We start from the raw sequence: 25,483 nt of genomic DNA on the forward strand, positions 1-25,483 counted from the left end.
ATGCGCATGGCTAAATTAGCTCTTGTGACAATGTTAGCTGTAGGCTAAATTAAATCCATCAACAAGGAAAGCCCGTGAGGCATTTTTGTCCAGGGCTCGTCACATCATCACCTGTAATGAGGTTCACATGGATCCGACCGACCTCGGCCCGGGCACAGTCACTTGGCTGAGCGGTACGGGCACTGTGTTGCTGGGTGCATTTCTGTGGCTGCGCAAGTGGTTGTCCCGGGATGCAGCCGAGCGAGCGATGGACAGCGCAGACATTGCAGTCATCCGCCGCCTGACCGAACTGCTGGACATTGAGCGGGACGCCCGCAGAGAGGCAGAGGCCAAAGCTGATCAGTTCGCCACGGAGCGCAACGAGCTGGTGCTGACCGTAGGGCGGTTGCAAGGCAAAGTGCTGGCGCTGACCAGCCAGCTGGGCCGTAGCTCCCATCGCTGAGGCAACGCTGAGGTGACAGGGCCGGGCAAAAAAAAGCCCACCAGATTGGCGGGCCATAAGGGCGTAGGGAGCAACGCACAACAAATTCGGGTCAGGCGACGAGGGTGCCGGGTCGCAACTGCTCAACCAGGGCTTGGGCCGAGGCAAGGGTCGGCATCGGGCCGCTCACGGCTTCGCCGTTGCGCACCAGGTACCAGCACGCCAGCAGGCCCTGCTCACGCAGTGGAGTGGGGACGGCGCTGCCGACGACGGACATGATCTGGATAGTGGCCATGAGGACCTCCTGTGAAACATGGCTCTACCATACGCAGCAGCCCGGGCGGTTTGAAATCAACTTCCTCGATAGTGGTCATTAGTTCTATCAACCGTTACCAGCGTGGCGGGCCGTAGTACACCGGGGGCGGGCCGTAATAAGTGCGGTAGCCTGGGGGCGGTGGCGCCGGTGCGTAGTACGGCTGGTAGTACACCGGCTGTGGCGGCGGTTGCACGTAGACCGGCGGCGGCCCGTAATAGACCGGCTGGCGTTCGACGTACACCGTACCGGGCCGCAAGGCCGCTCCTACAGGTCGGCGCATCGCAAGGGTTAGCGGAAGCTGTAGGAAACCCCTGCGTATACGCCAAACCCTTCACCCGGCGTCGAGCGGGCGTTGTCCTTGCCGGCGTCGTTGTAGGTCGGCGTCACCGTCGCGGCATAGCGCTTGTTGGTCAGGTTGCGCAGGTCCAGCCAGGTCTGCCAGTCCTGTTTCGGTGAATCCCAGCCTAGGCGCGCGCCGAGCAAGGCATATTCATCGGCGTGGTAGCTGTTGGCATAGTCCACCTGCACCTTGGAGGCCATCTGCGTGTTGACCCCGGCGTAGAATCCGCTCGGCCAGTCATAGCGAAGTTCGGCCTGGTAGTAGTGCATGGGGATGCCGGGCAGGCGGTTGTCGCCAAACGTGTCGTCATCACGGTAGTGGAAGTCGCTGAAGGTATAGGCCTGGCGCAAGCTCAGCTTGCCGGTACCGGCGCGTTCCCACAGGGTGCTTTCGAGGCCGGCCTCCACGCCCTGGTGCACGGTCGCGCTGGCGTTGAACTCCGAGGTGAAGTTCGGCACCACTTCCACGGCCAACAGTTCGTGGCGCACTTGCGAGTAGTACCAGGCAAGGTCCCAGCGGCCGAGTGCCGAGTCGCCACGCGCGCCCAGCTCCAGGGTAGTGGCAGTCTGGTTCTGCATCTCGATCGGCTGGATCTGCTTGCCGCCTGTGCTGGGCGCGCTCCAGATCAGCGACCACGGGTGGGGCGGTTCTACCGAGCGGCTGAGGTTGCCGTACACCTGCAGGTCCGGGCGGATGTCGTAGCGCAGGCCCAGGCGTGGTGCATAGTCCCAGTCATGCATGCTCACCTTGCCGCCTTCGGCCGGGTAGGTCACGTCACTTTCGCGGCGGGTGTAGATCATCGCCAGGCCCGTGGTCAGCCACAGGTCGGGGACCAGTTCCAGGTCGTTGCCGACATGCAGCACGGTGTCCGAGCCCTGGTAGGTGAAGTCACGGGTACGCGCGCCGAATACATCGCCATTGCGGGCAAATTGTGACGCGCCGCTGTTGGGCAGGTGCTTGGTAGTACGCCAGCCGATGGTGGTCTTGCTTTCGTGGCCAAGCAGCGTGTCGCGGCGGAAATAGTTCAGCGTGCCGCTGACATCGGTATAGGCGACCTTCAGGCGCATCGGGCCTTCACGCAGGTCCATCGGGTAGTCGTGATAGACCAGGCCGGCTTCCACGCGCGCATCGTCGTCGAGGTAGAAGGTGGTCTTGTTGCCCACCCAGGTGCTGCCTGGTTGCGGGCGGCTGTCGTCGCGGGCCAGATAGGCCGGGTTGGCTGCGCGCGGGTGGTGCTTGATCTGGTCTTTGGTCAGGCGCCCGGCCAGTTCGTTTTCCGTTTCCCGGTAGCGCAGGTAGAAGCGCGTTTCCAGGTTCGGGTTGAAGCGGTAGCCGACGTTGGCGGCAATGCCCTTGGCGCTGCCGCTGCTGTGCGCCTGATAGCCGTCATATTCCGAGTCGGTCAGGGCCACGTAGTAGTCGAGGTTGCCCAGCACTTGCCCCGAGCTGATGTGCCGGTGCTGGTAACCGCGGCTGCCCACCTCGTAGCGCACCTGCAGCGGCGCGGCGTCGTAGCCGGTGTGGGTGACGTAGTTGATCGCACCGCCCAGCGCCAGGGCACCCTGGTCGAAACCATTGGCGCCGCGCAGCACTTCGGCACGGCTCAGCCACAGCGGCTCGAACAGCTCGTAGGGTGTACCGCCCGGGCCAGTCAGCGGCAGGCCGTCGAACATCGTGTACACCCCGGAGCCGTGGGCACCCGGTGCGCGGTTGATGCCCGAGCCGCGGATCGACAGTTTGATGCCATCGTTGCCCGCCGATTGGGCGAATACGCCGGGCTGGTAGGCCAGCACGTCCTGGTTGCTGGCCACTCGGCCTTGCCCCACGCGTTGCATGTCCACCAGGTTGCTGGCGCCTGGCACCTCGCGCAGGCGTTCGCTGGCAGCTGTCAGGTCGTTCTGCTCCTCATCGGTGATCAGCACCTGGCCCAATTCGACCGAGGATGCTGCCAGGGCGGGCTGGGCGGCAGCAAAGGCAGCTAGCAGGCCAAGGCAGGACGATGGGGAAAAAACGGAACGCATTGTACGACTCCAGGCGAAAGACGAATGGACAACGGCGTTGAGACGAGCGAAATGCCGCTTGGAGCACGCAGAAAGCCAGCAAATCTTGCGTAACTTTTGTCAGACGGTTTTGTACGAAAGTTCTTTACAAGCCGCAGCGGTGGAGCCAGGCGCCATGGGCTTCGTAAGGTGACTGCAGATCGGCAGCGATGCCTCGCTCAATCACCCGTGGAGTACCAGCATGACTGACAACGCACTACACCCGCAGCAACCCTCGGCGGACGCCCCGGTTCGCCTGACGCCCCGTGAACGGCAAGTGCTGTTGTGGTGTGCCTACGGCAAGAGCTCGTGGGAGATCGGCCGGATCCTGGAATGCAAGGAGTCGACGGTGAACTTCCACGTGTCCAACATCCTGCGCAAGTTCGATGTGCCTACCCGGGTGGCGGCAGTGATCAAGGCCATTCGCTACGGCATGCTGGCCGAGCAATGAGGGGGTGAGGTATGAGCAACGACCCTCGGTTACCGCGTTATGCCGACAGCCATGACCCATTCTGGCCACGGGTGGACCTTGGCAGGCTGCGTGAGCGCCTGAACCTGCCGTGGCCGGTCAGTGAGGCCGCCCTGGAAGTGGCCGCACGTTGTGCCGCCATTGATGCCGCACGGGAATTTGCACGCTGGCGGGCGGTGCTGCGAGAGCGGGGCTACAAGCGCCTGGAGGATGTGGCCGGGCATGACCAAGGGCGCGCATTGCGGGTGTGCTACATCCGCTTTGTTGAAGCCGCGGTCCTGTACAGCCTGGGCGCAAGCGCTTACCTGCCCGCTGCGCGTCGGGGGACGGCTCATGCATGAGGAATCTGTTGTCGACCGCTGGGCCCCGGGGCTGATTGAGCTGCTGAGTGTGGATGGCAGTGTGTTGTTTGCCGCGCTTCTGGGGGCTTTGCTGGTGGGCGCGGCGCGCGACCGGTTGATCACCAGTGCGACCAGGCGCCTGACGCTGGGCAAGAAGCTGTTGCTGGTGTTCGTGACCGTGGGTGTCGGCCACCTGTTCGAGCCGCTGGTTTCGTCATTGGCGCCCTTGTTGACCCGCGGCATGGCGGCATTCGTGGCCGCCGTGGTGGTGATCCCCATCAGCCTCAAGGTCATGGTCTGGCTGGATACGCTCGACCCGCGCGAACTCATCCAGCGCTGGCGCCGCCGAGGTTAGCCGCTGGCGGCTTTGGGCAAGTGGCTGGTCAGTTCGCTCAATTGCTGTTCCAGGTGCTGGATGCGTTGCTTGTCCTTGATGAGCAGCAGGATGGCCTGGCGATCAGCTGGCGACAATGTGCGCAGCCGCTCGAGCATGTCGAACTCCCAGCCTGCTTCACCTTGGCGCGCCTGGTGCTGTTCCACTTCGCCCAATAGCAACCAGTCCAGCGAGCATGCGTGCTGCCTGGCCATGTCTATGCAAAGTGAGTACGGGATGCTGTCGCGCACCTTCCAGCTGCTGAGCGTTTGCGGGCTGACCGACAGTGCGCGTGACAAGTCGGCATCGGACTGGGCGCCGGTCAGAAGCTTGAGGCGCGTGAGCACCGAAGCAAGTACGTGAGTACTCATAACAAATATCCATGACTGGTTTAATGATATTCCATGGGCTTAAACTACTCGTTATGAATACAGCCCTGCGTTTTAAGGAGCACTTCTGCAATGAGAACCATCAAATTGAAGAATACACCCACAGTTGCAGCCAATACTGACACACAAGTTGGCCTGGGCAATGCTAGCAGGTACTTGCCGTGAGTACTTACAAGCTGGTTTGCCCGCATTGCCATAGCCGGATGCGCATACGCACCAGCGAAGGGCGCCATATTTTCCTGCGTATCGCTTATTTGCAATGCACCACCGAGGCGTGCGGCTGGTCAGTACGCGCCGAATTCGAAATGACCCATGAACTCTCCCCCAGCGGGATGCCCAATCCGGAAGTGTACCTGCCTTCGGCCAATGGCGATTTGCGCAAGGCCGCCCTGCCTGGGGCCGGCCAGGCCAGCCCGGTTGAGTGAGGCGTCATAGGGGGCAGGCAAAAAAATGCGCAGATAAAAAAACACCCCGCATAGGCGGGGTGTTTTGTGTTGCCGGGGCGATCAGCCGATCAGTTGCAGGCCGGCTTGCTGGACCAGTTCCAGCAACGGCTGCGGGTAGACGCCGAGCACGAAGGCAACAATGGCGATGGCCAGCAGCATGACGCCGCCGGTGCGCTGTTCCCACTTCAGCGGGGCATCGTGGCGACGCAGGTTTGGTTCGACCAGGTACAGGGTGACCATGACGCGCAGGTAGTAGTAAACGCCGATGGCGCTACCGATCACCAGGGCGCCGACCAGCCACCACAGGTGCGACTCGACGCCGGTGGCGATGATGTAGAACTTGCCGATGAAGCCGGCGGTCAGCGGGATACCCGCCAGCGACAGCATCATCACGGTCAGTACCGCGGTCAGGTACGGACGGCGCCAGAACAGGCCGCGGTACTCGTACAGGGCATCGGCATCACGGCCGCCGTAAGGCGAGGACATCAGGGTAATGACGCCGAAGGCACCCAGGCTGGTGATCACGTAGGTGACCAGGTACACGCCCATGGCTTCCATGGCCAGGCCCTTGCTGGCAACCAGCGCGATGACCAGGTAGCCGAAGTGCGCGATGGACGAGTAACCCAGCAGGCGCTTCAGGTTGCTCTGGGTCAGCGCCAGCAGGTTACCGACCAGGATCGAGGCCACGGCGATCACCGCCAGTACGGTGCTCAGCACGCCGCTGCTGGCAGCAGGGGAGAGCATGAACAGGCGCACGACCACGGCGAAGACTGCCACCTTGCTGGCGGTTGCCAGGAACGCGGCGACCGGCGCCGGGGCGCCTTCGTACACGTCCGGGGTCCACAGGTGGAACGGTACCAGCGACAGCTTGAACGCCAGGCCGACCAGCATCATGCCCAGGCCCAGCTGGGCCACCAGGCTTGGCATGCTGGTGGTAGCCAGGGCTTTGCCGATCTGGTCGAAGCTCAGGCTACCGGCATCGGCGTACAGCAGGGCCATGCCAAACAGCAGGAAGGCCGAGCCTGCGGCCGACAGCACCATGTACTTGATGCCGGCTTCCAGTGATCGCTTGTTGAAGAAGGCATACGCCACCAGGCCGTAGACCGGTACCGACAGCAGCTCCAGGCCGATGAACAGGCCGGCCAGGTGGTTGGCGCTGACCAGCACCAGGCCACCGAGGGCCGACATCAGCAGCAGCAGGTACAGTTCTTCACGGTTGCCCGGGAAGCCCTTGGAGCCTTCGCCGAGGTAGGCGTGGGCCAAGGTGACGCACGCCAGCGTCGCCACCAGGATGATCGCCATGTACAGGCAGGCGAACTTGTCGATGGTAATCAGCGGGGTGATCGCCAGCGGCGCGACCTTCAGCGCCGGCAGGATCGACAGCAGGGCCAGGTTCAGGCCCACGGTGGACAGCAGGAAGGTCTGCGAGTGGTTGCGCTTCCAGGCGATCGCCAGCATCACCACCACCGTGGTGATGGTGGTGATCAGCATCGGCGCCAATGCGATGAAGTGTTGAGTGGTGAATTCCATAGCGCTCTTACCGGGCCGAAGCGAGTTGAGTGAAAGCGGAACCGAGCCACTGCTGCACACCACTCATGGTGGCGGCAGAGGTGTCGAGGAACGGCTGCGGATACACGCCCAGCAGGATCAGCAGTACCGCCAGGCCCAGCACCATGATCAGCTCGCGGCCGTCCATGCCAGCCAGCACGGTGTCGGCCTTGGCCGGGCCGAAGTAGGCGCGGTGGATCATGATCAGCGAGTAGACCGAACCGAATACCAGGCCGGTGGTGGCGATCACGGTGATCCATGGTACATGCGCGAAGCTGCCGATCAGGATCAGGAACTCGCCGACGAAGTTGCCGGTACCCGGCAGGCCCAGCGACGCTGCGGCGAAGAACAGGCTGATGGCCGGCAGGTAGGCGATGCGGTGCCACAGGCCGCCCATCTGACGCATGTCACGGGTGTGCAGGCGCTCGTACAGCTGGCCGGACAGGATGAACAGTGCCGCAGCCGACAGGCCGTGGGCCAGCATCTGGATCACCGCGCCTTGCAGGGCCTGCTGGCTGCCGGAGTAGATGCCGATCAGCACGAAGCCCATGTGCGAGACGCTGGAGAAGGCGATCAGGCGCTTGATGTCGGTTTGCGCAAAGGCCAGGAAGGCACCGTAGAAGATACCGATCAGGCCCAGGGTCATGGCGATCGGCGCGAACTCGGCCGAGGCGTTCGGGAACAGCGGCAGGGCGAAGCGCAGCAGGCCGTAGGCCGCTGTCTTCAGCAAGATACCGGCCAGGTCCACGGAGCCTGCGGTCGGTGCCTGGGCGTGAGCGTCAGGCAGCCAGGAGTGGAACGGCACTACCGGCAGCTTCACCGCGAAGGCGATGAAGAAGCCCAGCATCAGCACGTACTCGACACCGGCTGGCAGCTCGGCCTTGAGCAGGTCGCTGTAGTTGAAGGTGAGCACGCCGGTGGTGTTGTAGTTGACCAGCACCAGGCCAAGGATCGCCACCAGCATGATCAGGCCGCTGGCCTGGGTGAAGATGAAGAACTTGGTCGCCGCGTAGATCCGGGTCTTCTTGCCGTCTGCCGAGCTGTGACCCCAGAGCGCGATGAGGAAGTACATCGGCACCAGCATCATTTCCCAGAAGAAGAAGAACAGGAACAGGTCCAGGGCCAGGAACACACCGACCACGCCGCCGAGGATCCACATCAGGTTGAGGTGGAAGAAGCCGACGTGGCGCTGGATCTCTTTCCAGGAACACAGTACCGACAGCACACCGAGCAGGCCGGTGAGCAGGATCATCAGCAGCGACAGGCCGTCGAGGGCCAGGTGGATGCTGATGCCGAAGCGCTGGATCCACTGGAGTTTGTATTCCAGGGCCCAGGCAGGCTCGGCGCCCGGAGCGGGGGCGAGGGTGTAGTCGCCGGTCGCCCACAGCCAGAGGCCGATGCCGAGCAGCAGGGACATGGTCAGCAGCGCGATCCAGCGCGGCAAGGTGGCGCCGAAGCGCTCACCCAGCCAGCACAGGAAGCCGCCGATGAAGGGGATCAGGATCAGCCAAGGCAAAATCATGACGGGTTGGTTTCCTTTGGCAAAGTCGCAAGATTCAGTGTCATACCGCAGCCACCAGCACGGCGCCGAGTACCAGCACGGCACCGACGGCGATAGAGGCGGTGTACCAGCGCAGTTGGCCTGTCTCGGTCTTGCTCATGGCGACATGGCCGCCACGCGCCATCCGGGGAATCAGGCCGATGCTGCGGTCTACCGGGTCCTTGCGCAGGATGTGGCAGATCAGCAGGTACGGTTTGACGAAAAGCTTGTCGTAGATCCAGTCGAAGCCCCAGGCGGCTAACCACCAGGCCGACAGGACACGACCGATGCCGCTGTTGGCAACCGCGCTGACAAAGGTGCGCTTGCCCAGGAACAGCAGGGCCGACAGCAGGATACCGGCGATGGCGATGGCACCGGAGGTGATCTCCAGCGCGTGCTTGGCTTCGCCACCGGCGTGGCCGGCGCTTTGCGGAAGTACGCCTGCCAGTGGTGGGTGAATCCAGGCACCAACGAAAGTCGACAGCACGATCAGCACGCCCAGCGGCAGCCAGTGGCTGATGCCGTGGCCTGCGTGAGCTTCGGTCTTGGCTTCGCCGTGGAAGGCGATGAAGATCAGGCGGAAGGTGTACAGCGAGGTCATGAATGCACCGACCAGGCCGGCGTACAACAGGCCGGTGTTGCCGCTGGCGAAGGCTTCCCAGAGGATCTCGTCCTTGGAGTAGAAGCCCACGGTCACGATCGGCAGGGCGGCCAGGGCAGCACCACCGACCACGAAGCTGGCGTAGGCCAGTGGCAGTTTCTTCCACAGGCCGCCCATCTTGAAGATGTTCTGCTCGTGGTGGCAGGCAACGATCACCGCACCGGAGGCAAGGAACAGCAGGGCCTTGAAGAAGGCGTGGGTCATCAGGTGGAAGATCGCCGCGTCCCAGGCGCCAACGCCAAGGGCCAGGAACATGTAGCCGATCTGGCTCATGGTCGAGTAGGCGAGGATACGCTTGATGTCGGTCTGTACCAGGGCGGCGAAGCCAGCCAGTACCAGGGTCACGCCACCGACCACACCTACAAGGTGCAGGATGTCTGGCGCCAGCAGGAACAGGCCGTTGGTACGGGCGATCAGGTATACGCCCGCGGTCACCATTGTTGCAGCGTGGATCAGTGCCGAAACCGGGGTCGGGCCCGCCATGGCGTCGGCCAGCCAGGTCTGCAGTGGCAGCTGGGCCGATTTACCGACCGCACCGCCCAGCAGCATCAGCGTTGCCAGCACCATCCAGGTGTCGCCAGCCTGGAACTTCTGCGGTGCCAGCACCAGCAGTTCCTGCACGTTCAGCGTGCCCAGCTGGGCAAACAGGATGAACAGGCCGATGGCCAGGAACACGTCGCCGATGCGGGTGACAATGAACGCCTTGAGTGCCGCGTTACCGTTGTTGCGGTTGCTGTAGTAGAAACCGATCAACAGGTACGAGCACAGGCCCACGCCTTCCCAGCCGAAGTAGATGAACAGCAGGTTATCGCCAAGGATCAGGAACAGCATGCTGGCGATGAACAGGTTGGTGTACGAGAAGAAGCGCGAGTAGCCGGCTTCGCCACGCATGTACCAGGACGCGAACAGGTGGATCAGGAAGCCGACACCGGTGACCACGCCGAGCATGGTGACCGACAGGCCGTCCACGTACAGGGTGAAGTTCGGCGCAAAGCCGTCCACCGACATCCACTGCCACAGCAACTGGCTGTAAGCGCCGCCTTCAGGCGGTGCGACGTTGAATTGCCAGATGACGTAGGCGGCGGTGGCGGCCGAGAGGCCCACCGAGCCGACGCCGATCAGGGCGGACAGGTTCTCCGAGAACCGCCCGCGCGAGAACGACAGCAGCAGGAAGCCGATCAGGGGGAAGACGAAAGTCAGGAAGATAAGGTTCATCCGCGCATCTCACTGGCAGCATCGATGTCGAGAGTGTGGAAGCGGCGATACAGCTGCAGCAGGATGGCCAGGCCAATGCTGGCCTCGGCGGCTGCCAGGCTGATCACCAGAATGAACATCACCTGGCCGTCGGGCTGGACCCAACGGGCGCCGGCGACGACGAACGCCAGGGCAGAGGCGTTCATCATGACTTCCAGGCTCATGAGCACGAAGAGGATGTTGCGGCGGACCATCAGGCCAACCAGACCTAAGCAGAACAGGATACCGGCGACCGCCAGGCCATGTTCGAGAGGGATAGCACCCATGATTTACTCCTTCGCCTCGTTGCGGCCCAGGTGGAAGGCGGTGACGGCTGCAGCCAGCAGCAGCATCGAGGCCAGTTCGACCACCAGCAGGTACGGGCCGAACAGGCTGATGCCCACTTCTTTCGGGCCCACGGTGGTGCCACTGATGCCAGCGCCGCTCGGGGTCACGAACAGCACGTACAGCAGTTCCAGCAGCAGCAGGGTGCCGAGGATCACCGGCCCTGCCCAGATACCGGGCTTGAGCCAGCCGCGCTCCTGGGCGACCGAAGCCGGCCCCAGGTTGAGCATCATCACCACGAACACGAACAGCACCATGATGGCGCCGGCGTAGGCGATCACTTCCAGGGCGCCGGCGAACGGCGCACCCAGGGCGAAGAAGATCATGGCCACGGAAATCAGCGAAATGATCAGGTAAAGCAAGGCGTGCACGGGGTTTGTGCCGGTCACCACCCGAAGGGTGGAGACCACGGCGATCCCGGATGCGAAGTAGAAAGCGAATTCCATCTTTCTGTCCTTATGGGAGCAAGCTCTTCACGTTGATCGGTTCGGCTTCGTTCTGCGCAGAGCCTTTCGGCTTGCCAGCGATTGCCATGCCCGCAACACGGTAGAAGTTGTAGTCAGGGTTTTTGCCGGGGCCGGAGATCAGCAGATCTTCTTTCTCGTACACCAGGTCCTGACGCTTGAACTCGGCCATTTCGAAATCCGGAGTCAGCTGGATCGCGGTGGTCGGGCACGCTTCTTCACACAGGCCGCAGAAAATGCAACGCGAGAAGTTGATGCGGAAGAATTCCGGGTACCAGCGACCATCCTCGGTCTCGGCCTTCTGCAGCGAGATGCAGCCAACCGGGCAGGCCACCGCGCAGAGGTTGCACGCTACGCAGCGCTCCTCGCCATCGGGGTCGCGGGTGAGGACGATGCGGCCGCGGTAGCGCGGCGGCAGGTACACAGCTTCTTCGGGGTACTGCAGGGTGTCGCGCTTGCGGAACCCGTGGGAGAACACCATTGCCAGGCTGCGCAGCTGAGTGCCGGTGCCCTTAACGATGTCGCCGATATACTTGAACATGGGTCAAATCCTCACTGGGCCGCGACGGCTGGCGTGTTGTAAAGCACGATCGCAGCGGTCACCAGCAAATTGATCAGGGTCAGCGGCAGGCAGAACTTCCAGCTGAAGTCCATCACCTGGTCATAGCGCGGGCGCGGGATTGAGGCGCGCAGCAGGATGAACAGCATGATGAAGAACGCGGTCTTCAGGGCGAACCACAGGAACGGCACTTGCGGCAGGATGCCGAACGGGCCGTGCCAGCCACCGAAGAACAGGGTTACCAGCAGCGCCGAGATGAGGATTATGCCGATGTACTCACCGACGAAGAACATGCCCCATTTCATGCCGGCATACTCGATGTGGTAGCCGTCGGCCAGTTCCTGTTCTGCTTCCGGCTGGTCGAACGGGTGACGGTGAGTCACGGCGACGCCAGCGATGAAGAAGGTGCAGAAGCCGAAGAACTGCGGAATGATGAACCACAGGTTCTGCGCCTGGTACTCGACGATGTCGCGCATGTTGAACGAACCCACCTGCACCACCACGCCCATCAGCGCCAGGCCCAGGAACACTTCGTACGACACGGTCTGTGCCGAAGCACGCAAGCTGCCCAGCAGGGCGTACTTGTTGTTCGACGACCAGCCGGCGAACAGCACCGCGTAGACCGACAGGCCGGCCATGGCGAAGAAGAACAGCAGGCCGATGTTCAGGTCGGCAACGCCCCAGCCCGGTGTGATCGGGATGATCGAGAAGCCGATCAGCAGGGCGCTCATGGCCACGACCGGCGCCAGGGTGAAGATCATCTTGTCGACGAAGGGCGGGTTCCAGTCTTCCTTGAAGAACATCTTCAGCATGTCGGCAGCGATCTGGAACATACCGAACGGGCCGACCCGGTTCGGGCCGTAACGGTCCTGCCACCAGCCCAGCAAGCGGCGCTCGACGAAGCTGAGCAGGGCGCCGCAGACCACCACGGCCAGCAGCACCACGATAGCCTTGACGACCTGGATGATCACATCGATCACTTCGGGGGTGAACCAGCTCATTGTGCTGCCTCCTGCAGGCCTTCGACGGATGCACCGAAGATGGCAGGCGGAATGCCGGCCAGGCCTTTCGGCAGCGCGACCAGGCCAGCGCCCAGCTCTTCATTGATGCGCAGCGGCAGGCGCAGGGCCACACCGGCAACGTTCAGGCTCAGCAGAGCACCCTCGTTGACACCCAGGCGGTCGGCTTCGGACTTGGCCAGGGCCACGTAGGCAGCCGGGATGCGCTGTTGCACCGGGGCGGCGCGCGAGGAGCTTTCTTCGCTGCCGAACAGGTGGAAGAACGGCACGGCAGTCCAGGTGCCACGGGCCGGGCTGAAGGCACCCGGAATGGCGCTGAACCAGCTCAGGCGGTCGCCTTGCGATTCGATCAGGCGCACGCCCGGGTCACCGGCACGCAGGTGGCCACCGACCTCGTCCTGGAACTTGTTCCAGGCTTGCGGCGAGTTCCAGCCCGGCGACCAGGCGAACGGCACCTGCTGGCGCGGTTCGGCGGAGCCCGAGTAACCTTCCATGGAGAAGGCGAACGCGGTGTCCTTGTCTTGCGGGGTACGCGGCTCGTGCACGCTGATGTTGGCGCGCATGGCAGTACGGCCGGAGTAACGCAGCGGTTCACGGGCCAGCTTCATGCCCTTGATGCGGAACGCGGCGCTTGGTGCGGCGTTGACGATGCCGGCCAGTTGCGGGGCGGCTTCGGCGCAGGCGCTGGTGACGTGGTCCAGCTGGGTCCAGTCGACCGGCTTGTTCAGCAGGGTGGCACGCAGGGCGTGCATCCAGCGCCAGCCTTCGTGGATCTGGATGCTGCTGTCCAGGTACTGCGGGTCGAACACCTGGAAGAAGCGCTGGGCACGGCCTTCCTGGCTGACCAGGGTACCGTCGCCTTCGGCGAACGAGGCCGCCGGCAGTACCAGGTGGGCGCGGTCGACAGTCGCGGTCTTGGAGTGGTCGGCAACGATCACCACCTTGGCCGCAGCCAGGGCAGCGTCGACCTTGGCGGCCGATACGCGGGCGTACAGGTCGTTTTCCACCACGACGATAGCGTCGGCCTTGCCGCTGATGACCGCGTCCAGCGCGGCATCGATGGACTCGCCACCGAGCATGGCCAGGCCGATGCTGTTGGCCTCAGGCACCACCAGGCTCAGCGAGCCGTTCTTCTCGCGCAGCTTCAGGGCCTTGGCGATGTTGGCGGCGGCTTCGATCAGCGCCGGGTCGGCCAGCGAGGTGCCGGCTACAACCAGTGGGCGCTTGGCGGCGACCAGGGCGTCGGCGATGCGTTGGGCCAGGGCCTTGGCTTCGTCGTCCAGGCCGGCAACGGCAGGTGCGCTCGGATCGATGGCGTGGGCCACGGCGAAACCGATGCGGGCCAGGTCGGCCGGGGCGGCGTGCACGCATTCTTCGGCGACGTCGTCCAGCTTGGTTTCAGCCAGGGAGGCGATGAACAGCGGGTACAGCGCGTGCTGGCCGATGTTCTTCACCGCGGCGTCGAGCCACGGCTGCACTTTCATCGCTTCGGCCATGGCCTCGGCCTTGCCTTTGGTGGCCTGGCGTACAGCCAGGGCGACGCGGGCAGCGGTCTGGGTCAGGTCTTCACCGAGCACGAACACGGCGTCGTGGTCTTCGATGTCGCGCAGGGTCGGCACCGGCAGCGGGCTGTTGTTCAGCACGTTCAGGGCCAGGCGCACGCGGGCCAGTTCGCCAGCTTCCATGCCGGAGTAGAAGTACTCGGCGCCGACCAGCTCACGCAGGCCGTAGTTGCTTTCGAGGCTGGCGCGTGGCGAGCCGATACCGACGATGGTACGGCCGCGCAGCAGGTCGGCAGCCTTGTCCAGGGCAGCGTCCAGGCCCAGCTTGGTGCCGTCGGCCAGGTGTGGCTGGCGTGGGCGGTCCTTGCGGTTGACGTAGCCGTAGCCAAAGCGGCCGCGGTCGCACAGGAAGTACTGGTTGACCGAGCCGTTGAAGCGGTTTTCGATACGACGCAGTTCGCCGTAGCGCTCGCCCGGGCTGATGTTGCAGCCGCTGGAGCAGCCGTGGCAGATGCTTGGGGCGAACTGCATGTCCCACTTGCGGTTGTAGCGCTCGGAGTGGGTCTTGTCGGTGAACACACCGGTGGGGCAGACCTCGGTCAGGTTGCCGGAGAATTCGCTTTCCAGCACGCCGTCTTCGACGCGGCCGAAGTACACGTTGTCGTGGGCGCCGTAGACGCCCAGGTCGGTACCACCGGCGTAATCCTTGTAGTAGCGCACGCAGCGATAGCAGGCGATACAGCGGTTCATCTCATGGGAGATGAACGGGCCGAGGTCCTGGTTCTGGTGGGTACGTTTGGTGAAACGGTAGCGGCGCTCGTTGTGGCCGGTCATTACCGTCATGTCTTGCAGGTGGCAGTGACCGCCTTCCTCGCACACCGGGCAGTCGTGCGGGTGGTTGGTCATCAGCCATTCGACGACGCTGGCGCGAAACGCCTTGGACTCGTCATCTTCGATGGAAATCCAGGTGCCGTCGGAGGCAGGGGTCATGCAGGACATGACGATACGACCACGGGTGTCGTTCTCGTCGGTGTACTGCTTGACCGCGCACTGCCGGCAGGCGCCAACGCTACCAAGCGCCGGGTGCCAGCAGAAATAAGGGATGTCGAGGCCTAGCGACAGACACGCCTGTAACAGGTTGTCTGCACCGTTGACTTCGAGCGCTTTGCCGTCTACGTGGATAGTGGCCATTGTTCAAAGTTCTTCGTTGGCCCGCGTGAGCGGGCGTGGCTAATGGAAATCTGTACGCCTGCGGCCCGCCGCGAATCATTCGGGCCGGCCTGCAGGTTGGCGGGTGGCACGGACCACCCGCAGCTCATCTTGTTATGCGCCGACCACGATCGGCCCGCTCGGCACTGGCTTGGCCAGGTTCGGGCGCAGGGCGTCGGCAGCACTGGCTGGGGCGACACCGGCCTCGAACTCGGAGCGGAAGTATTTGATGGCACTGCCCAGCGGCTCGACGGCACCCGGTGCGTGAGCACAGAAGGTACGGCCCGGGCCGAGGAAGTTGACCAGGCCCAGCAGCGTCTCGATGTCTTCGGCGCGGCCTTGCCCGTTTTCCAGTGCGCGCAGCATTTTCACGCTCCACGGCAGGCCGTCACGGCATGGCGTGCACCAGCCGCACGACTCGCGGGCGAAGAACTCTTCCATGTTGCGCAGCAGCGAGACCATGTTGACGCTGTCGTCCACCGCCATGGCCAGGCCAGTACCCATACGGGTGCCGACCTTGGCGATGCCACCGGCGTACATCTGCGCGTCGAGGTGCTCGGGCAGCAGGAAGCCGGTACCGGCGCCGCCTGGCTGCCAGCACTTGAGCTTGAAGCCGTCGCGCATGCCACCGGCGTAGTCTTCGAACAGCTCGCGGGCGGTGACGCCGAACGGCAGCTCCCACAGGCCCGGGTTCTTGACCTTGCCGGAGAAGCCCATCAGTTTGGTGCCGTGGTCTTCGCTGCCTTCGCGGGCCAGCGACTTGTACCAGTCGTTGCCGTTGGCGACGATGGCCGGTACGTTGCACAGGGTTTCGACGTTGTTCACGCAAGTCGGCTTGCCCCATACGCCCACGGCGGCAGGGAAGGGCGGCTTGGAGCGCGGGTTGGCGCGGCGGCCTTCCAGCGAGTTGATCAGTGCGGTTTCTTCACCGCAGATGTAGCGGCCGGCACCGGTGTGCACGAACAGCTCGAAATCGAAACCGGAGCCCAGGATGTTCTTGCCCAGCAGGCCGGCGGCCTTGGCTTCATCGATGGCGCGGTTGAGGTTTTTCGCTGCGGTGGTGTATTCGCCACGCAGGAAGATGTAGCCACGGTAGGCCTTCAGGGCGCGGGCGCTGATCAGCATGCCCTCGACCAGCAGATGGGGCTGTTGCTCCATCAGCATGCGGTCCTTCCAGGTGTTCGGCTCCATTTCGTCCGCGTTGCACAGCAGGTAGCGGATGTTCATGGATTCGTCTTTGGGCATCAGGCCCCACTTCACGCCAGTGGGGAAGCCTGCGCCACCACGGCCCTTGAGGCCGGAGTCCTTGACGTTCTGCACGATGTCGTCTTGCGACATCTCGCTCAGTGCCTTGCGGGCAGCGGCGTAGCCGTTCTTGGCCTGGTACTCGGCAAGCCATACCGGCTCGCCGTCGTCACGCAGGCGCCAGGTCAGCGGGTGGGTTTCGGCCGAACGCGCAATGCGGTTGGCCGGGCCGAAGGAAGTAATGGTCATACGTAACCCTCCAGCAGTTTGGTGACGCCAGCGGGCTGCACGTCGCCAAAGGTGTCGTCGTCGATCATCAGCGCCGGGGCCTTGTCGCAGTTGCCCAGGCAGCACACGGGCAGCAGGGTGAAGCGGCCGTCGGCGGTGGTCTGGCCGAGGCCGATGCCCAGCTCGCTCTGGATCTGGCTGACGACCGATTCATGGCCGCCGATGTAGCAGACCATGCTGTCGCACACGCGGATGATGTGGCGGCCGACCGGCTGGCGGAAGATCTGGCTGTAGAAGGTGGCTACACCCTCGACGTCGCTGGCCGGAATGCCCAGCACCTCGCCGATGGCGTGGATGGCGCCGTCCGGCACCCAGCCACGTTCCTTCTGGACGATCTTCAGGGCTTCGATGGACGCCGCGCGCGGGTCCTCGTAGTGATGCATCTCGTGCTCGATGGCCGAGCGCTCTGTTTCGCTCAGGGCGAAACGGTCTGTCTGGATAAGCGTGCTGTTCATGCTTAGCGGTCCACGTCAGCCATAACGAAGTCGATACTGCCCAGGTACGCAATGAGGTCGGCGACCATGCTGCCTTTGATCACCGAAGGGATCTGCTGCAGGTGCGGGTAGCTCGGGGTACGGATCCGGGTGCGGTAGCTCATGGTGCCGCCATCGCTCGTCAGGTAGTAACTGTTGATGCCCTTGGTCGCCTCGATCATCTGGAACGACTCGTTGGCCGGCATGACCGGGCCCCACGAGACTTGCAGGAAGTGCGTGATGAGGGTCTCGATGTGCTGCAGGGTGCGCTCTTTCGGCGGCGGCGTGGTCAGCGGGTGATCCGCCTTGTACGGGCCTTCCGGCATGTTGCGCAGGCACTGGTCGATGATGCGGATACTCTGGCGCATCTCCTCGACACGGACCATGCAGCGATCATAGGCATCGCCGTTGTGGGCCAGCGGTACTTCGAATTCGAAGTTTTCGTAGCCGGAGTAAGGGCGGGCTTTGCGCAGGTCGAAATCGCAACCGGTAGAGCGCAGGCCGGCACCGGTGGTGCCCCATTCCAGGGCTTCCTTGGTGTTGTACGCGGCAACGCCAATGGTACGGCCCTTGAGGATGCTGTTCTGCAGGGCAGCCTTGGTGTACTCGTCGAGGCGCTTTGGCAGCCAATCGACGAAGTCCTTGACCAGTTTTTCCCAGCCGCGCGGCAGGTCGTGGGCGACGCCACCGATGCGGTACCAGGCCGGATGCAGGCGGAAACCGGTGATCGCTTCGATTACGGTGTAGGCGCGCTGGCGGTCGGTGAAGGTGAAGAACACCGGGGTCATGGCGCCCACGTCCTGGATGTAGGTACCCAGGAACAGCAGGTGGCTGGTGATCCGGAAGAACTCGGCCAGCATGACGCGAATCACGTCGACCTTCTGCGGCACCTTGATGCCTGCCAGCTTTTCCACTGCCAGTACGTACGGCAGGTTGTTCATCACCCCGCCGAGGTAGTCGATACGGTCGGTGTAGGGGATGAAGCTGTGCCAGGACTGGCGCTCGGCCATTTTCTCGGCGCCACGGTGGTGGTAGCCGATGTCCGGTACGCAGTCGACGATCTCTTCACCGTCCAGCTGCAGGACGATACGGAACGCACCGTGCGCCGAAGGGTGGTTGGGGCCGAGGTTGAGGAACATGTAGTCCTCATTGGCGCCCTGACGCTTCATGCCCCAGGCTTCCGGGTTGAAACGCGCCGACTCTTCTTCAAGCTGTTGCTTGGCCAGGGTCAGGCTGTAGGGATCGAACTCGGTGGCACGGGCCGGGTAGTCCTTGCGCAGCGGGTGACCTTCCCAGGTGGGCGGCATCATGATGCGGCTGAGGTGCGGGTGGCCGGCAAAGTCGATGCCGAACATGTCCCACACTTCGCGCTCGTACCAGTTGGCGTTTGGCCAGATACCGGTCACGGTCGGCAGGTTCAGGTCGCCTTCGCTCAGCGACACCTTGATCATCACATCGCTGTTACGCTCGATCGACATCAGGTGGTAGAACACGCTGAAGTCGGCGGCCGGCAGGCCACGGCGCTGGGTGCGCAGGCGTTCGTCGACGCCGTGCAGGTCGTACAGCATGCTGTAAGGCTTGGCGACACCGCGCAGGAAGCTGAGCACCTCTTTGAGCTGGGCGCGCTTGACCCACAGCACGGGCATGCCGGTGCGGGTTTCCTGGGCGACGAATGCTTCGGCGCCAAAACGGTTGTTCAGTTCGACGACCACATCCTGGTCGTCAGCCTTGTAGGGCGGAATAAAAATAGCGTTGTCCGCTGTCATGGTCTCGGTCGCTTTGGGTCAACGTTAAGAATGAAGCCAGGCCGCCGGCTCCAGGGGAGCGGGCGGCAGGTCGCTGGATCAGACTTCGTCGGGGCTGCGCAGGTTGGTTACTGCAATGCGCTGCTCACGACGCAGGTCTTTCTGGGCTGGCATCTCGGCACGGTAAATACCTTGATCACCAACAACCCAGGAAAGCGGGCGTCGTTCTTGGCCGATCGACTCCTGCAACAGCATCAAGCCTTGCAGGAAAGCCTCAGGGCGTGGCGGGCAGCCAGGCACATAGACGTCCACGGGGAGGAACTTGTCGACCCCCTGAACGACCGAGTAGATGTCGTACATGCCACCGGAGTTGGCGCACGAACCCATGGAGATGACCCATTTCGGCTCGAGCATCTGCTCATACAGGCGCTGGATGATCGGCGCCATCTTGATGAAGCAGGTACCGGCGATGACCATGAAGTCGGCCTGACGCGGCGATGCCCGGATGACTTCGGCGCCGAAGCGGGCGATGTCGTGGGGCGCCGTGAAGGCCGTGGTCATTTCCACGTAGCAGCAGGACAGGCCGAAGTTGTACGGCCAGAGGGAGTTCTTGCGCCCCCAGTTGACCGCGCCACGCAGCACATCTTCGAGTTTCCCCATGTAGATGTTCTTGTGGACCTGGTCCTCTAGCAGCTGATCGGTGACGGTTTCCCGTTCACCTACCGGGTACTGCTCGTTAGGCGCATCCGGATCGATTCTGGTGAGATTGTATTGCATTGCCAAAGCCTCATTGTTTCAGCTTCGCTTGCCGCTTGCGGCGACCTTCGGGAGCCCAATCAAGAGCACCGACGCGCCATAGGTAGACAAGACCTGCCAACAGAATTGCTATGAAAACGAGAGCTTCGACGAACCCGGTCCAGCCGCTTTCGCGGACGGACACAGACCATGCAAAGAGAAAGAGGGCTTCGATATCGAAGATCACGAACAGCATCGCGACCAGATAGAATTTGGCGGACAGGCGCAGGCGGGCGCTGCCGACGGGCAGCATGCCGGATTCGAAGGGTTCGTTCTTGGCGCGGCCCCAGGCCTTGCTACCGAGCAGGCTGGACAGGCCGAGCATGAAGGCACACAGGCCGACGACACCCAGGAGGAAGATGGCAAAGCCCCAGTTGTGGGCGATGAGTCCTGCCGAATCGGACATGCTAAAGATCCTTATACACAGAGACCCAGCTCTGCAGTCTGAAATAAGTAAAGCGGCGACGTGGTGTCGCAGGTGCAGTGACCAAATGTCGCAGCTGAATCAATCGCGCTGATTTTATGGGTAAACCTGGTGCAAGTAAAATTTCTGTCGCAAATTTATTCGTAGGATTAAGAACAAAAGGCACTCGTAAATGGCTGAAAGCCTTGAAATTCGGGCATTGCGTGCGATTTTGTTAATTATGTTTCTTGCGACTGGTAACGAATTACAAGTTTCGGAATGATAATTAATATCATTTGACCTGATGCCATGTAATTTGGCTGTTCTGTACCTTGTAAAGTTCATCTGGCGAGTCCCCCTACTTGCAAATGCGAAAGACTCCTGTTCTAGCAGCTTCCGACACTGCGCGCACCGCTCTGGGTCAATACTTTATCGGTTGAGCGGTGACTGGCTGATGAAGCAATCGCCCACTGGCCGAGCCAGTAGGTGAGGATGATCAGGTACGGCGCGGCGGCGAACGGGCTGACGAAGCGGTCGATGCCGATCAGGCTGTCTGAGAGCACGAACAGGCCGGCGCCGATTGCGGCCAGCCCGCCACAGGCCAGGGCGCGCCAGAGCATGGCGCTGATGGCCAGGGCATACAGTGCGACCGGGATCAGCAGTGGGCCGAGGCCGTGGCTGGCAAGTACGCCGAGCAGCAAGATGCCGGTGATGGCGCTGGCTATCAGTGCGGGCAGGGCAGGGCGCAGGGTGATGCCGCAATAGGCGCGCAGGTAGGCCAGGTGGGCACAGAGGAAGGCGGCCAGGCCGAACACGAACAGGTCGGCAGGGACAGCCAGCAGTATGTCGCCGACGACCGAGAAGCCCAGGCCGATCGAGATCCACCTGCCATACGGTGTGGCGGGGGCGCCGCGCAGCCAGGCGATAAGCGCCAGGACGGGAACGGGCTTGGCCAGCAGGGCGAGCAAGGTGTTGTTGCTGGCCAGTGCATATAGATAGAGGGCAGCGGCGGCCAGGGCGAGAATCATCAGGTGGCTTGGACGAGGCATGGGCGGTCCTTGCTACTGTGCTGCCTCAAGCATAGACCTGATCCTGGGATTTGCTCTTTGGGTTGTGTCAGGGCTGCCATGGGCTTGGCGAAAGGAATGCGGCGCCTGTGAGACCGGGCGCCGCCCGCGCGGCGCTTCGCAGCACAAGGCTGCTCCTACATCTGTTTCGGGCCAATTATTCCTGTGCCATAGGCGCGCGGACCCTGGGTGCATGGCTGGAGATTGATAGGAGCAGCGATGCAACCTTCAATATCGAAGGGGACAGACAAGGCGGGCAGCGGTAGCCTCACAGGAGTGACTGGCCCGAAACAGATGTGGGAGCGGCCTTGTGCCGCGAAGCGCCGCGCGGGCGGCGCTCGATCTCCGCAGCACCGCAAAATCCAAACCGATCACCTCGCCGCCCTGATGCTATCGGGCGCAGAACACCTGAAATGTCGGATTTAACCCCTTCCCTGTAGGCCATTTCCCAAACATACTCTTGCCGCCTTTTTTCCATTGCGGCCCCTCTGGCAGCGCTCTAGTCTCGGCCTGTCGTTGCACATCAACGACACGGCTTTGACAGGCCGGAATTGAAAGAAGGTGCACTCGCTTTGCCTCAATGGCGGCTGTGCGTGTGGGCACGTTCGCGTGCGCCGGTCTTTCTTTCTTTCCACCGGTCTGTCAACCCGCGCATAGCTGCCACCCAACCGTTTGACAGCAGGCGGATGACAGCCAAACAGGAAAGAAAGGAGCGAGTCATGCTGAAAATTGTCCCCGACCCACCCCACAACCCCCATTCCCTCGAAGACACCCTGATCCAGGCCACCGACTACGCACTGTGCGCGGCCACCGTGGTGCATCAGGCGTTGCTGCTTCAGCCCAGATCACCGGCTTCGATCCTGATGATGACCTCCATGCATGAACTGGAGGCGCTGCGGGCTTTGCTGGAGTCGGCATTGGTTCAGGTGCAGATGCCCGCAGAGCCCAGGACTTCGCACTAAGGCGGATCAATGTGTTGTCAGGGCCGGCCCCTTCGCGGGCACGCCCGCTCCCACAGGATCACCACAGGCCTCAAGACTTGCACAGTACCTGTGGGAGCGGGCGAGCCCGCGAAAGGGCCGGCCCAGGCATTAGAGGATTTTCAGGGGATTGAACAATGACAGCAGAAGACACCCAGTTCACGGTTGGCAAGACCACTTTCTATCAAGGCGAAAATGGCACCCACCCACTGTTCCGAATCGAACCCGGCATTCCCTGCCGCGATGCCCGTGAGCAGTCGTCGGAGTTGATGGGCTATGTCCGTGAGCTGACCATCACTGGCCTGATGGAGGAAAAGCCCATGATGATCTGGGCTGCTCACTACCTGAGTGCAATGGCCAAGGCGCTGATGGATGACGCAGAGCTGGGCATGAAGCACTGACATACCGCAGGCCTGCACGATCACCCCTGTAGGAGTGGCCTTGTGTCGCGAAAGGGCTGCGCAGCAGCCCCGGCAATTTGTGCATCTGCGCCGAAACCTTGGGGCTGCTGCGCAGCCCTTTCGCGACACAAGGCCGCTCCTGCAGGTTCCGTGTATTCCTGGTCGGTCTGGTATCAGCAAAGAGAAAGGCCCAAGGCTCGCGAGAGCCTTGGGCCGTTGTTCGGCAGCAAGCCACTATCAGTGGAACTGCTCTTCCTCGGTCGAGCCGGTCAGGGCAGTTACCGACGAAGCGCCACCCTGGATCACGGTGGTCATGTCATCGAAGTAACCGGTACCCACTTCCTGCTGGTGCGCCACGAAGGTGTAGCCTTTGCTGGCGTCAGCGAATTCCTGCTCTTGCAGCTTCACGTAGGCGGTCATGTCGTTGCGGGCGTAGTCGTGCGCCAGGTTGAACATGCCGTGCCACATGTTGTGGATGCCAGCCAGGGTGATGAACTGGTGCTTGTAGCCCATGGCCGACAGCTCACGCTGGAACTTGGCGATGGTGGCGTCGTCCAGATTCTTCTTCCAGTTGAAGGAAGGCGAGCAGTTGTACGACAGGATCTGGTCCGGGTACTCCTTCTTGATTGCTTCGGCGAAGCGACGGGCTTCGTCCAGGTCTGGTTTTGCGGTTTCGCACCAGATCAGGTCGGCGTATGGCGCGTAGGCCAGGCCGCGGGAGATGGCCTGGTCGAGGCCGGCGCGGACCTTGTAGAAACCTTCACGGGTACGCTCGCCAATCACGAACGGCTGATCGTACGGGTCGCAGTCGCTGGTCAGCAGGTCGGCAGCGTTGGCGTCGGTACGGGCCAGGATGATGGTCGGTACGCCCGACACGTCAGCTGCCAGGCGCGCGGCCACCAGCTTCTGTACGGCTTCCTGGGTCGGTACCAGCACCTTGCCGCCCATGTGGCCGCATTTTTTAACCGAGGCCAACTGGTCTTCGAAGTGCACGCCGGCGGCGCCTGCTTCGATCATGTTCTTCATCAGCTCGTAGGCGTTCAGTACGCCACCGAAACCGGCTTCGGCGTCCGCCACGATCGGTGCGAAGTAGTCGATGTAGCCTTCGTCGCCCGGGTTCTTGCCGGCGTTCCACTGGATCTGGTCGGCGCGGCGGAACGAGTTGTTGATGCGCTTGACCACGGTCGGTACCGAGTCGACCGGGTACAGCGACTGGTCAGGGTACATCGACTCGGCCGAGTTGTTGTCGGCGGCAACTTGCCAGCCGGACAGGTAGATGGCCTGGATGCCAGCCTTTACCTGCTGTACTGCCTGGCCGCCGGTCAGGGCGCCCATGCAGTTGACGAAATCTTTTTCTGGGCGGAAGGACGGGTGGGCACCTTGGGTGACCAGCTTCCACAGTTTTTCTGCGCCCTGGCGGGCCAGGGTGTGCTCTGGCTGCAGGGAGCCACGCAGGCGAACGACATCAGCGGCGGTGTAGGTACGGGTCACGCCTTTCCAGCGCGGGTTCTCGGCCCAGTCTTTCTCGAGGGCTGCAATTTGCTGTTCGCGTGTCAGTGCCATGGAAATAAACCTCGTCGCATCGATCTTGGGTTAATTGTGCTGATGCTCGGGTGCAGATCAGGGCGCTTGGCGGCTGTCCTGTTCGCAGGAGTGCGGCGGCGAACGCGAAGGCTCGAAGGGGGAAGGGTGGGCAGGTCAGGCGAAGGTGTGCTCCGGCAGGTCGGCTCGTGGTTGCCTTGCTGCGGTGCGACGCGATTGCCAGTACTGCGGTGATGCGCTTCCGTCCCTCGGGACAACTTCTTCGTTGCAGTCGCAATCCCGTCGAACCGCCTTGTGGGCCGTATAGACACGAGGCGCCTCCAGGGGTGGGAGGAGCACGCCTCGAAGGCCCTTGCCAGGGCCCCTGATTAGCGGGAGCGAGGCCATCATGCCCTTGGGAAAAAGACCCTGTCAAATGTTTTGTAGTGGCTTTTTTAACTTACTACATCTTTGGTCTAATGCGACTTGGCGGTCAGTTTACAGGCCTTTGGTCGAGGCCTTGAGTTGCCTGGGTTCAGTCGAGAAGGTCGACTTTTACCCGCAAAGTCATGTTTTCACCGCGCTGGGTGCTGTAACTGCGGCTTGACGCGCTGCGGTCGGCTTGGCTCTGCTGGTTGTAGCCGGCCAGGGTGATCCATTCGCCGAGCTTGCCGGTGACGGTCGTGTCGGTACTTTGCACTTTCACTACATCTGCACGTTCCTGGCTGATCCTGTCTTTATTGGTGCTTATTTGCAGACGAACCGTGTCACCGCTCAGGCTTGGCGTGACGTAGAAACCCTGGGTCACGTTGCGGTATTCGGTGTTGCTCTGGATGCGCCCGTAGCCGTCGGTGCTGGTACTGGTGATAGGGATGCTCTGGCCAACCTGAATGAGCGCAGGCTGGCCTTCGCTGGCCTGCACCTGCTGCATGCCGCCGTCACGGTTGCTGGTGCCGTAGTGGATGACGCGTGCGTTGCCGCGGTTGTCCTGAAAGTTGCTGTCGTTGTTGTCGACGCTGATCAGCAGGCGTTTGGGGGCGGTATCCAGTTGCTGCAGCAACGCGCGCAGGTCGTCGATGCGCTCGGGGCTGGCGTTGACGATCAGCTTGTTCTCGAAGGCGTTGACCGTGCCGTCCTTGCCGATGAATGCCTGTGCCGCAGGCAACAGTTCGGCGCTGGCGCGGTGCTGCAGTGGCAACACCTCGGTGGCGGCCTGGGCGGCGAGGCTGGCAACCAGCAGCAGGGAGGCGAAAAGGGGGCGTAGCGGCATGTCCATGATCTCCGCAGGTGGAATCAACATGATGGCAAATTTATTGGCTTCTTGCCGGACCTGGGTCACGCCGGCGATGTG

27 protein-coding genes are annotated in these 25,483 nt (G+C 62.7%); 7 read left to right on the forward strand and 20 right to left on the reverse strand.

The genetic code is table 11. The features are described from left to right. Positions 1 to 127 precede the first annotated feature (127 nt). Positions 128 to 442, forward strand: coding sequence for a hypothetical protein (locus AK81_RS11350; RefSeq protein ID WP_043199113.1), 315 nt, complete (start codon positions 128 to 130; stop codon positions 440 to 442). Between the two features lie 91 nt (positions 443 to 533). Here the strand turns inward: AK81_RS11350 and AK81_RS11355 are convergent, their stop codons facing one another. The 3 genes from AK81_RS11355 to AK81_RS11365 all read right to left on the reverse strand — a co-directional run bounded on the left by AK81_RS11355 (position 534) and on the right by AK81_RS11365 (position 3,098). Then, the gene (locus AK81_RS11355) at positions 534 to 716 is read right to left on the reverse strand and encodes a hypothetical protein (protein WP_043199114.1); all 183 of its coding nucleotides are present in this window, start codon (positions 714 to 716) and stop codon (positions 534 to 536) included. Between the two features lie 94 nt (positions 717 to 810). Further along, entirely contained in the window at positions 811 to 993 is a 183-nt protein-coding gene (locus AK81_RS11360; RefSeq protein ID WP_154100767.1) for a hypothetical protein, read from the reverse strand. Between the two features lie 32 nt (positions 994 to 1,025). Next, positions 1,026 to 3,098 (reverse strand): TonB-dependent receptor family protein, encoded by a 2,073-nt coding sequence (locus AK81_RS11365; protein ID WP_043199115.1) that lies wholly within the window; start codon positions 3,096 to 3,098, stop codon positions 1,026 to 1,028. A gap of 220 nt (positions 3,099 to 3,318) precedes the next feature. Between AK81_RS11365 and AK81_RS11370 the strand changes: the two genes are divergently transcribed. The 3 genes from AK81_RS11370 to AK81_RS11380 are packed head-to-tail and all read left to right on the forward strand — an operon-like array spanning position 3,319 to position 4,281. After that, positions 3,319 to 3,567, forward strand: coding sequence for a helix-turn-helix domain-containing protein (locus AK81_RS11370; RefSeq protein WP_043199116.1), 249 nt, complete (start codon positions 3,319 to 3,321; stop codon positions 3,565 to 3,567). Positions 3,568 to 3,578: 11 nt separating this feature from the next. Further along, positions 3,579 to 3,926 (forward strand): head completion/stabilization protein, encoded by a 348-nt coding sequence (locus AK81_RS11375; protein ID WP_043199118.1) that lies wholly within the window; start codon positions 3,579 to 3,581, stop codon positions 3,924 to 3,926. Continuing rightward, complete coding sequence (locus tag AK81_RS11380; protein ID WP_043199121.1) at positions 3,919 to 4,281, forward strand: hypothetical protein; 363 nt, start codon at positions 3,919 to 3,921, stop codon at positions 4,279 to 4,281. The genes AK81_RS11375 and AK81_RS11380 overlap by 8 nt, the downstream gene beginning before the upstream one ends. Here the strand turns inward: AK81_RS11380 and AK81_RS11385 are convergent. Continuing rightward, on the reverse strand, positions 4,278 to 4,670 hold the full coding sequence (locus AK81_RS11385) for a helix-turn-helix domain-containing protein (protein WP_043199123.1): 393 nt from the start codon (positions 4,668 to 4,670) through the stop codon (positions 4,278 to 4,280). The genes AK81_RS11380 and AK81_RS11385 overlap by 4 nt on opposite strands. A 179-nt stretch (positions 4,671 to 4,849) precedes the next feature. Here AK81_RS11385 and AK81_RS11390 point away from each other — a divergent pair, with 179 nt between their 5' ends. Further along, positions 4,850 to 5,113 carry an ogr/Delta-like zinc finger family protein gene (locus tag AK81_RS11390; RefSeq protein WP_019470481.1) on the forward strand — a complete coding sequence of 88 codons (264 nt, stop codon included), beginning with the start codon at positions 4,850 to 4,852 and terminating at the stop codon, positions 5,111 to 5,113. Positions 5,114 to 5,194: 81 nt separating this feature from the next. Here the strand turns inward: AK81_RS11390 and nuoN are convergent, their stop codons facing one another. The 14 genes from nuoN to AK81_RS11460 form a co-directional block, all read right to left on the reverse strand. After that, positions 5,195 to 6,664, reverse strand: coding sequence for an NADH-quinone oxidoreductase subunit NuoN (gene nuoN / locus AK81_RS11395; protein WP_043199126.1), 1,470 nt, complete (start codon positions 6,662 to 6,664; stop codon positions 5,195 to 5,197). Positions 6,665 to 6,671: 7 nt separating this feature from the next. Further along, the gene (nuoM, locus tag AK81_RS11400; RefSeq protein ID WP_016498748.1) at positions 6,672 to 8,204 is read right to left on the reverse strand and encodes an NADH-quinone oxidoreductase subunit M; all 1,533 of its coding nucleotides are present in this window, start codon (positions 8,202 to 8,204) and stop codon (positions 6,672 to 6,674) included. 40 nt (positions 8,205 to 8,244) lie between these two features. Further along, on the reverse strand, positions 8,245 to 10,098 hold the full coding sequence (gene nuoL / locus AK81_RS11405; protein WP_043199129.1) for an NADH-quinone oxidoreductase subunit L: 1,854 nt from the start codon (positions 10,096 to 10,098) through the stop codon (positions 8,245 to 8,247). Beyond that, positions 10,095 to 10,403 (reverse strand): NADH-quinone oxidoreductase subunit NuoK, encoded by a 309-nt coding sequence (nuoK, locus tag AK81_RS11410; RefSeq protein ID WP_003251446.1) that lies wholly within the window; start codon positions 10,401 to 10,403, stop codon positions 10,095 to 10,097. Before nuoK ends, nuoL begins: the two co-directional genes overlap by 4 nt. A gap of 3 nt (positions 10,404 to 10,406) precedes the next feature. Further along, positions 10,407 to 10,907 carry an NADH-quinone oxidoreductase subunit J gene (gene nuoJ / locus AK81_RS11415; RefSeq protein ID WP_012313764.1) on the reverse strand — a complete coding sequence of 167 codons (501 nt, stop codon included), beginning with the start codon at positions 10,905 to 10,907 and terminating at the stop codon, positions 10,407 to 10,409. Positions 10,908 to 10,917: 10 nt separating this feature from the next. Continuing rightward, on the reverse strand, positions 10,918 to 11,466 hold the full coding sequence (gene nuoI / locus AK81_RS11420) for an NADH-quinone oxidoreductase subunit NuoI (RefSeq protein WP_027592814.1): 549 nt from the start codon (positions 11,464 to 11,466) through the stop codon (positions 10,918 to 10,920). 11 nt (positions 11,467 to 11,477) lie between these two features. Then, positions 11,478 to 12,485 (reverse strand): NADH-quinone oxidoreductase subunit NuoH, encoded by a 1,008-nt coding sequence (gene nuoH / locus AK81_RS11425; protein ID WP_012273297.1) that lies wholly within the window; start codon positions 12,483 to 12,485, stop codon positions 11,478 to 11,480. Beyond that, complete coding sequence (gene nuoG / locus AK81_RS11430) at positions 12,482 to 15,196, reverse strand: NADH-quinone oxidoreductase subunit NuoG (RefSeq protein ID WP_043199135.1); 2,715 nt, start codon at positions 15,194 to 15,196, stop codon at positions 12,482 to 12,484. Before nuoG ends, nuoH begins: the two co-directional genes overlap by 4 nt. Positions 15,197 to 15,328: 132 nt before the next feature. Further along, positions 15,329 to 16,708 carry an NADH-quinone oxidoreductase subunit NuoF gene (gene nuoF, locus AK81_RS11435; RefSeq protein ID WP_043199137.1) on the reverse strand — a complete coding sequence of 460 codons (1,380 nt, stop codon included), beginning with the start codon at positions 16,706 to 16,708 and terminating at the stop codon, positions 15,329 to 15,331. Beyond that, positions 16,705 to 17,202 (reverse strand): NADH-quinone oxidoreductase subunit NuoE, encoded by a 498-nt coding sequence (gene nuoE, locus AK81_RS11440; RefSeq protein ID WP_012273294.1) that lies wholly within the window; start codon positions 17,200 to 17,202, stop codon positions 16,705 to 16,707. The genes nuoF and nuoE overlap by 4 nt, the downstream gene beginning before the upstream one ends. 2 nt (positions 17,203 to 17,204) lie before the next feature. Beyond that, positions 17,205 to 18,986 carry an NADH-quinone oxidoreductase subunit C/D gene (gene nuoC / locus AK81_RS11445; RefSeq protein ID WP_043199139.1) on the reverse strand — a complete coding sequence of 594 codons (1,782 nt, stop codon included), beginning with the start codon at positions 18,984 to 18,986 and terminating at the stop codon, positions 17,205 to 17,207. A gap of 78 nt (positions 18,987 to 19,064) precedes the next feature. Next, positions 19,065 to 19,742 (reverse strand): NuoB/complex I 20 kDa subunit family protein, encoded by a 678-nt coding sequence (locus tag AK81_RS11450; RefSeq protein WP_012313769.1) that lies wholly within the window; start codon positions 19,740 to 19,742, stop codon positions 19,065 to 19,067. A gap of 10 nt (positions 19,743 to 19,752) precedes the next feature. Further along, complete coding sequence (locus tag AK81_RS11455; RefSeq protein WP_003251427.1) at positions 19,753 to 20,166, reverse strand: NADH-quinone oxidoreductase subunit A; 414 nt, start codon at positions 20,164 to 20,166, stop codon at positions 19,753 to 19,755. A 383-nt stretch (positions 20,167 to 20,549) separates the two neighbouring features. Continuing rightward, entirely contained in the window at positions 20,550 to 21,212 is a 663-nt protein-coding gene (locus tag AK81_RS11460) for a lysoplasmalogenase (protein ID WP_043199142.1), read from the reverse strand. Positions 21,213 to 21,949: 737 nt separating this feature from the next. Here AK81_RS11460 and AK81_RS11465 point away from each other — a divergent pair. Together AK81_RS11465 and AK81_RS11470 are read left to right on the forward strand one after the other, a co-directional pair. Then, on the forward strand, positions 21,950 to 22,192 hold the full coding sequence (locus tag AK81_RS11465; protein ID WP_043199144.1) for a hypothetical protein: 243 nt from the start codon (positions 21,950 to 21,952) through the stop codon (positions 22,190 to 22,192). 155 nt (positions 22,193 to 22,347) lie between these two features. After that, positions 22,348 to 22,611 carry a DUF3077 domain-containing protein gene (locus AK81_RS11470; protein ID WP_043199147.1) on the forward strand — a complete coding sequence of 88 codons (264 nt, stop codon included), beginning with the start codon at positions 22,348 to 22,350 and terminating at the stop codon, positions 22,609 to 22,611. A 237-nt stretch (positions 22,612 to 22,848) separates the two neighbouring features. Here AK81_RS11470 and aceA read toward each other — a convergent pair whose 3' ends face one another. Next, on the reverse strand, positions 22,849 to 24,174 hold the full coding sequence (aceA, locus tag AK81_RS11475; RefSeq protein WP_043199148.1) for an isocitrate lyase: 1,326 nt from the start codon (positions 24,172 to 24,174) through the stop codon (positions 22,849 to 22,851). A 493-nt stretch (positions 24,175 to 24,667) separates the two neighbouring features. After that, entirely contained in the window at positions 24,668 to 25,432 is a 765-nt protein-coding gene (locus AK81_RS11480) for a secretin N-terminal domain-containing protein (RefSeq protein ID WP_193393757.1), read from the reverse strand. Positions 25,433 to 25,483: the final 51 nt, after the last annotated feature.

It is taken from the genome of Pseudomonas putida W15Oct28, from assembly GCF_000708715.2.
GTDB lineage: Bacteria > Pseudomonadota > Gammaproteobacteria > Pseudomonadales > Pseudomonadaceae > Aquipseudomonas > Aquipseudomonas putida_R.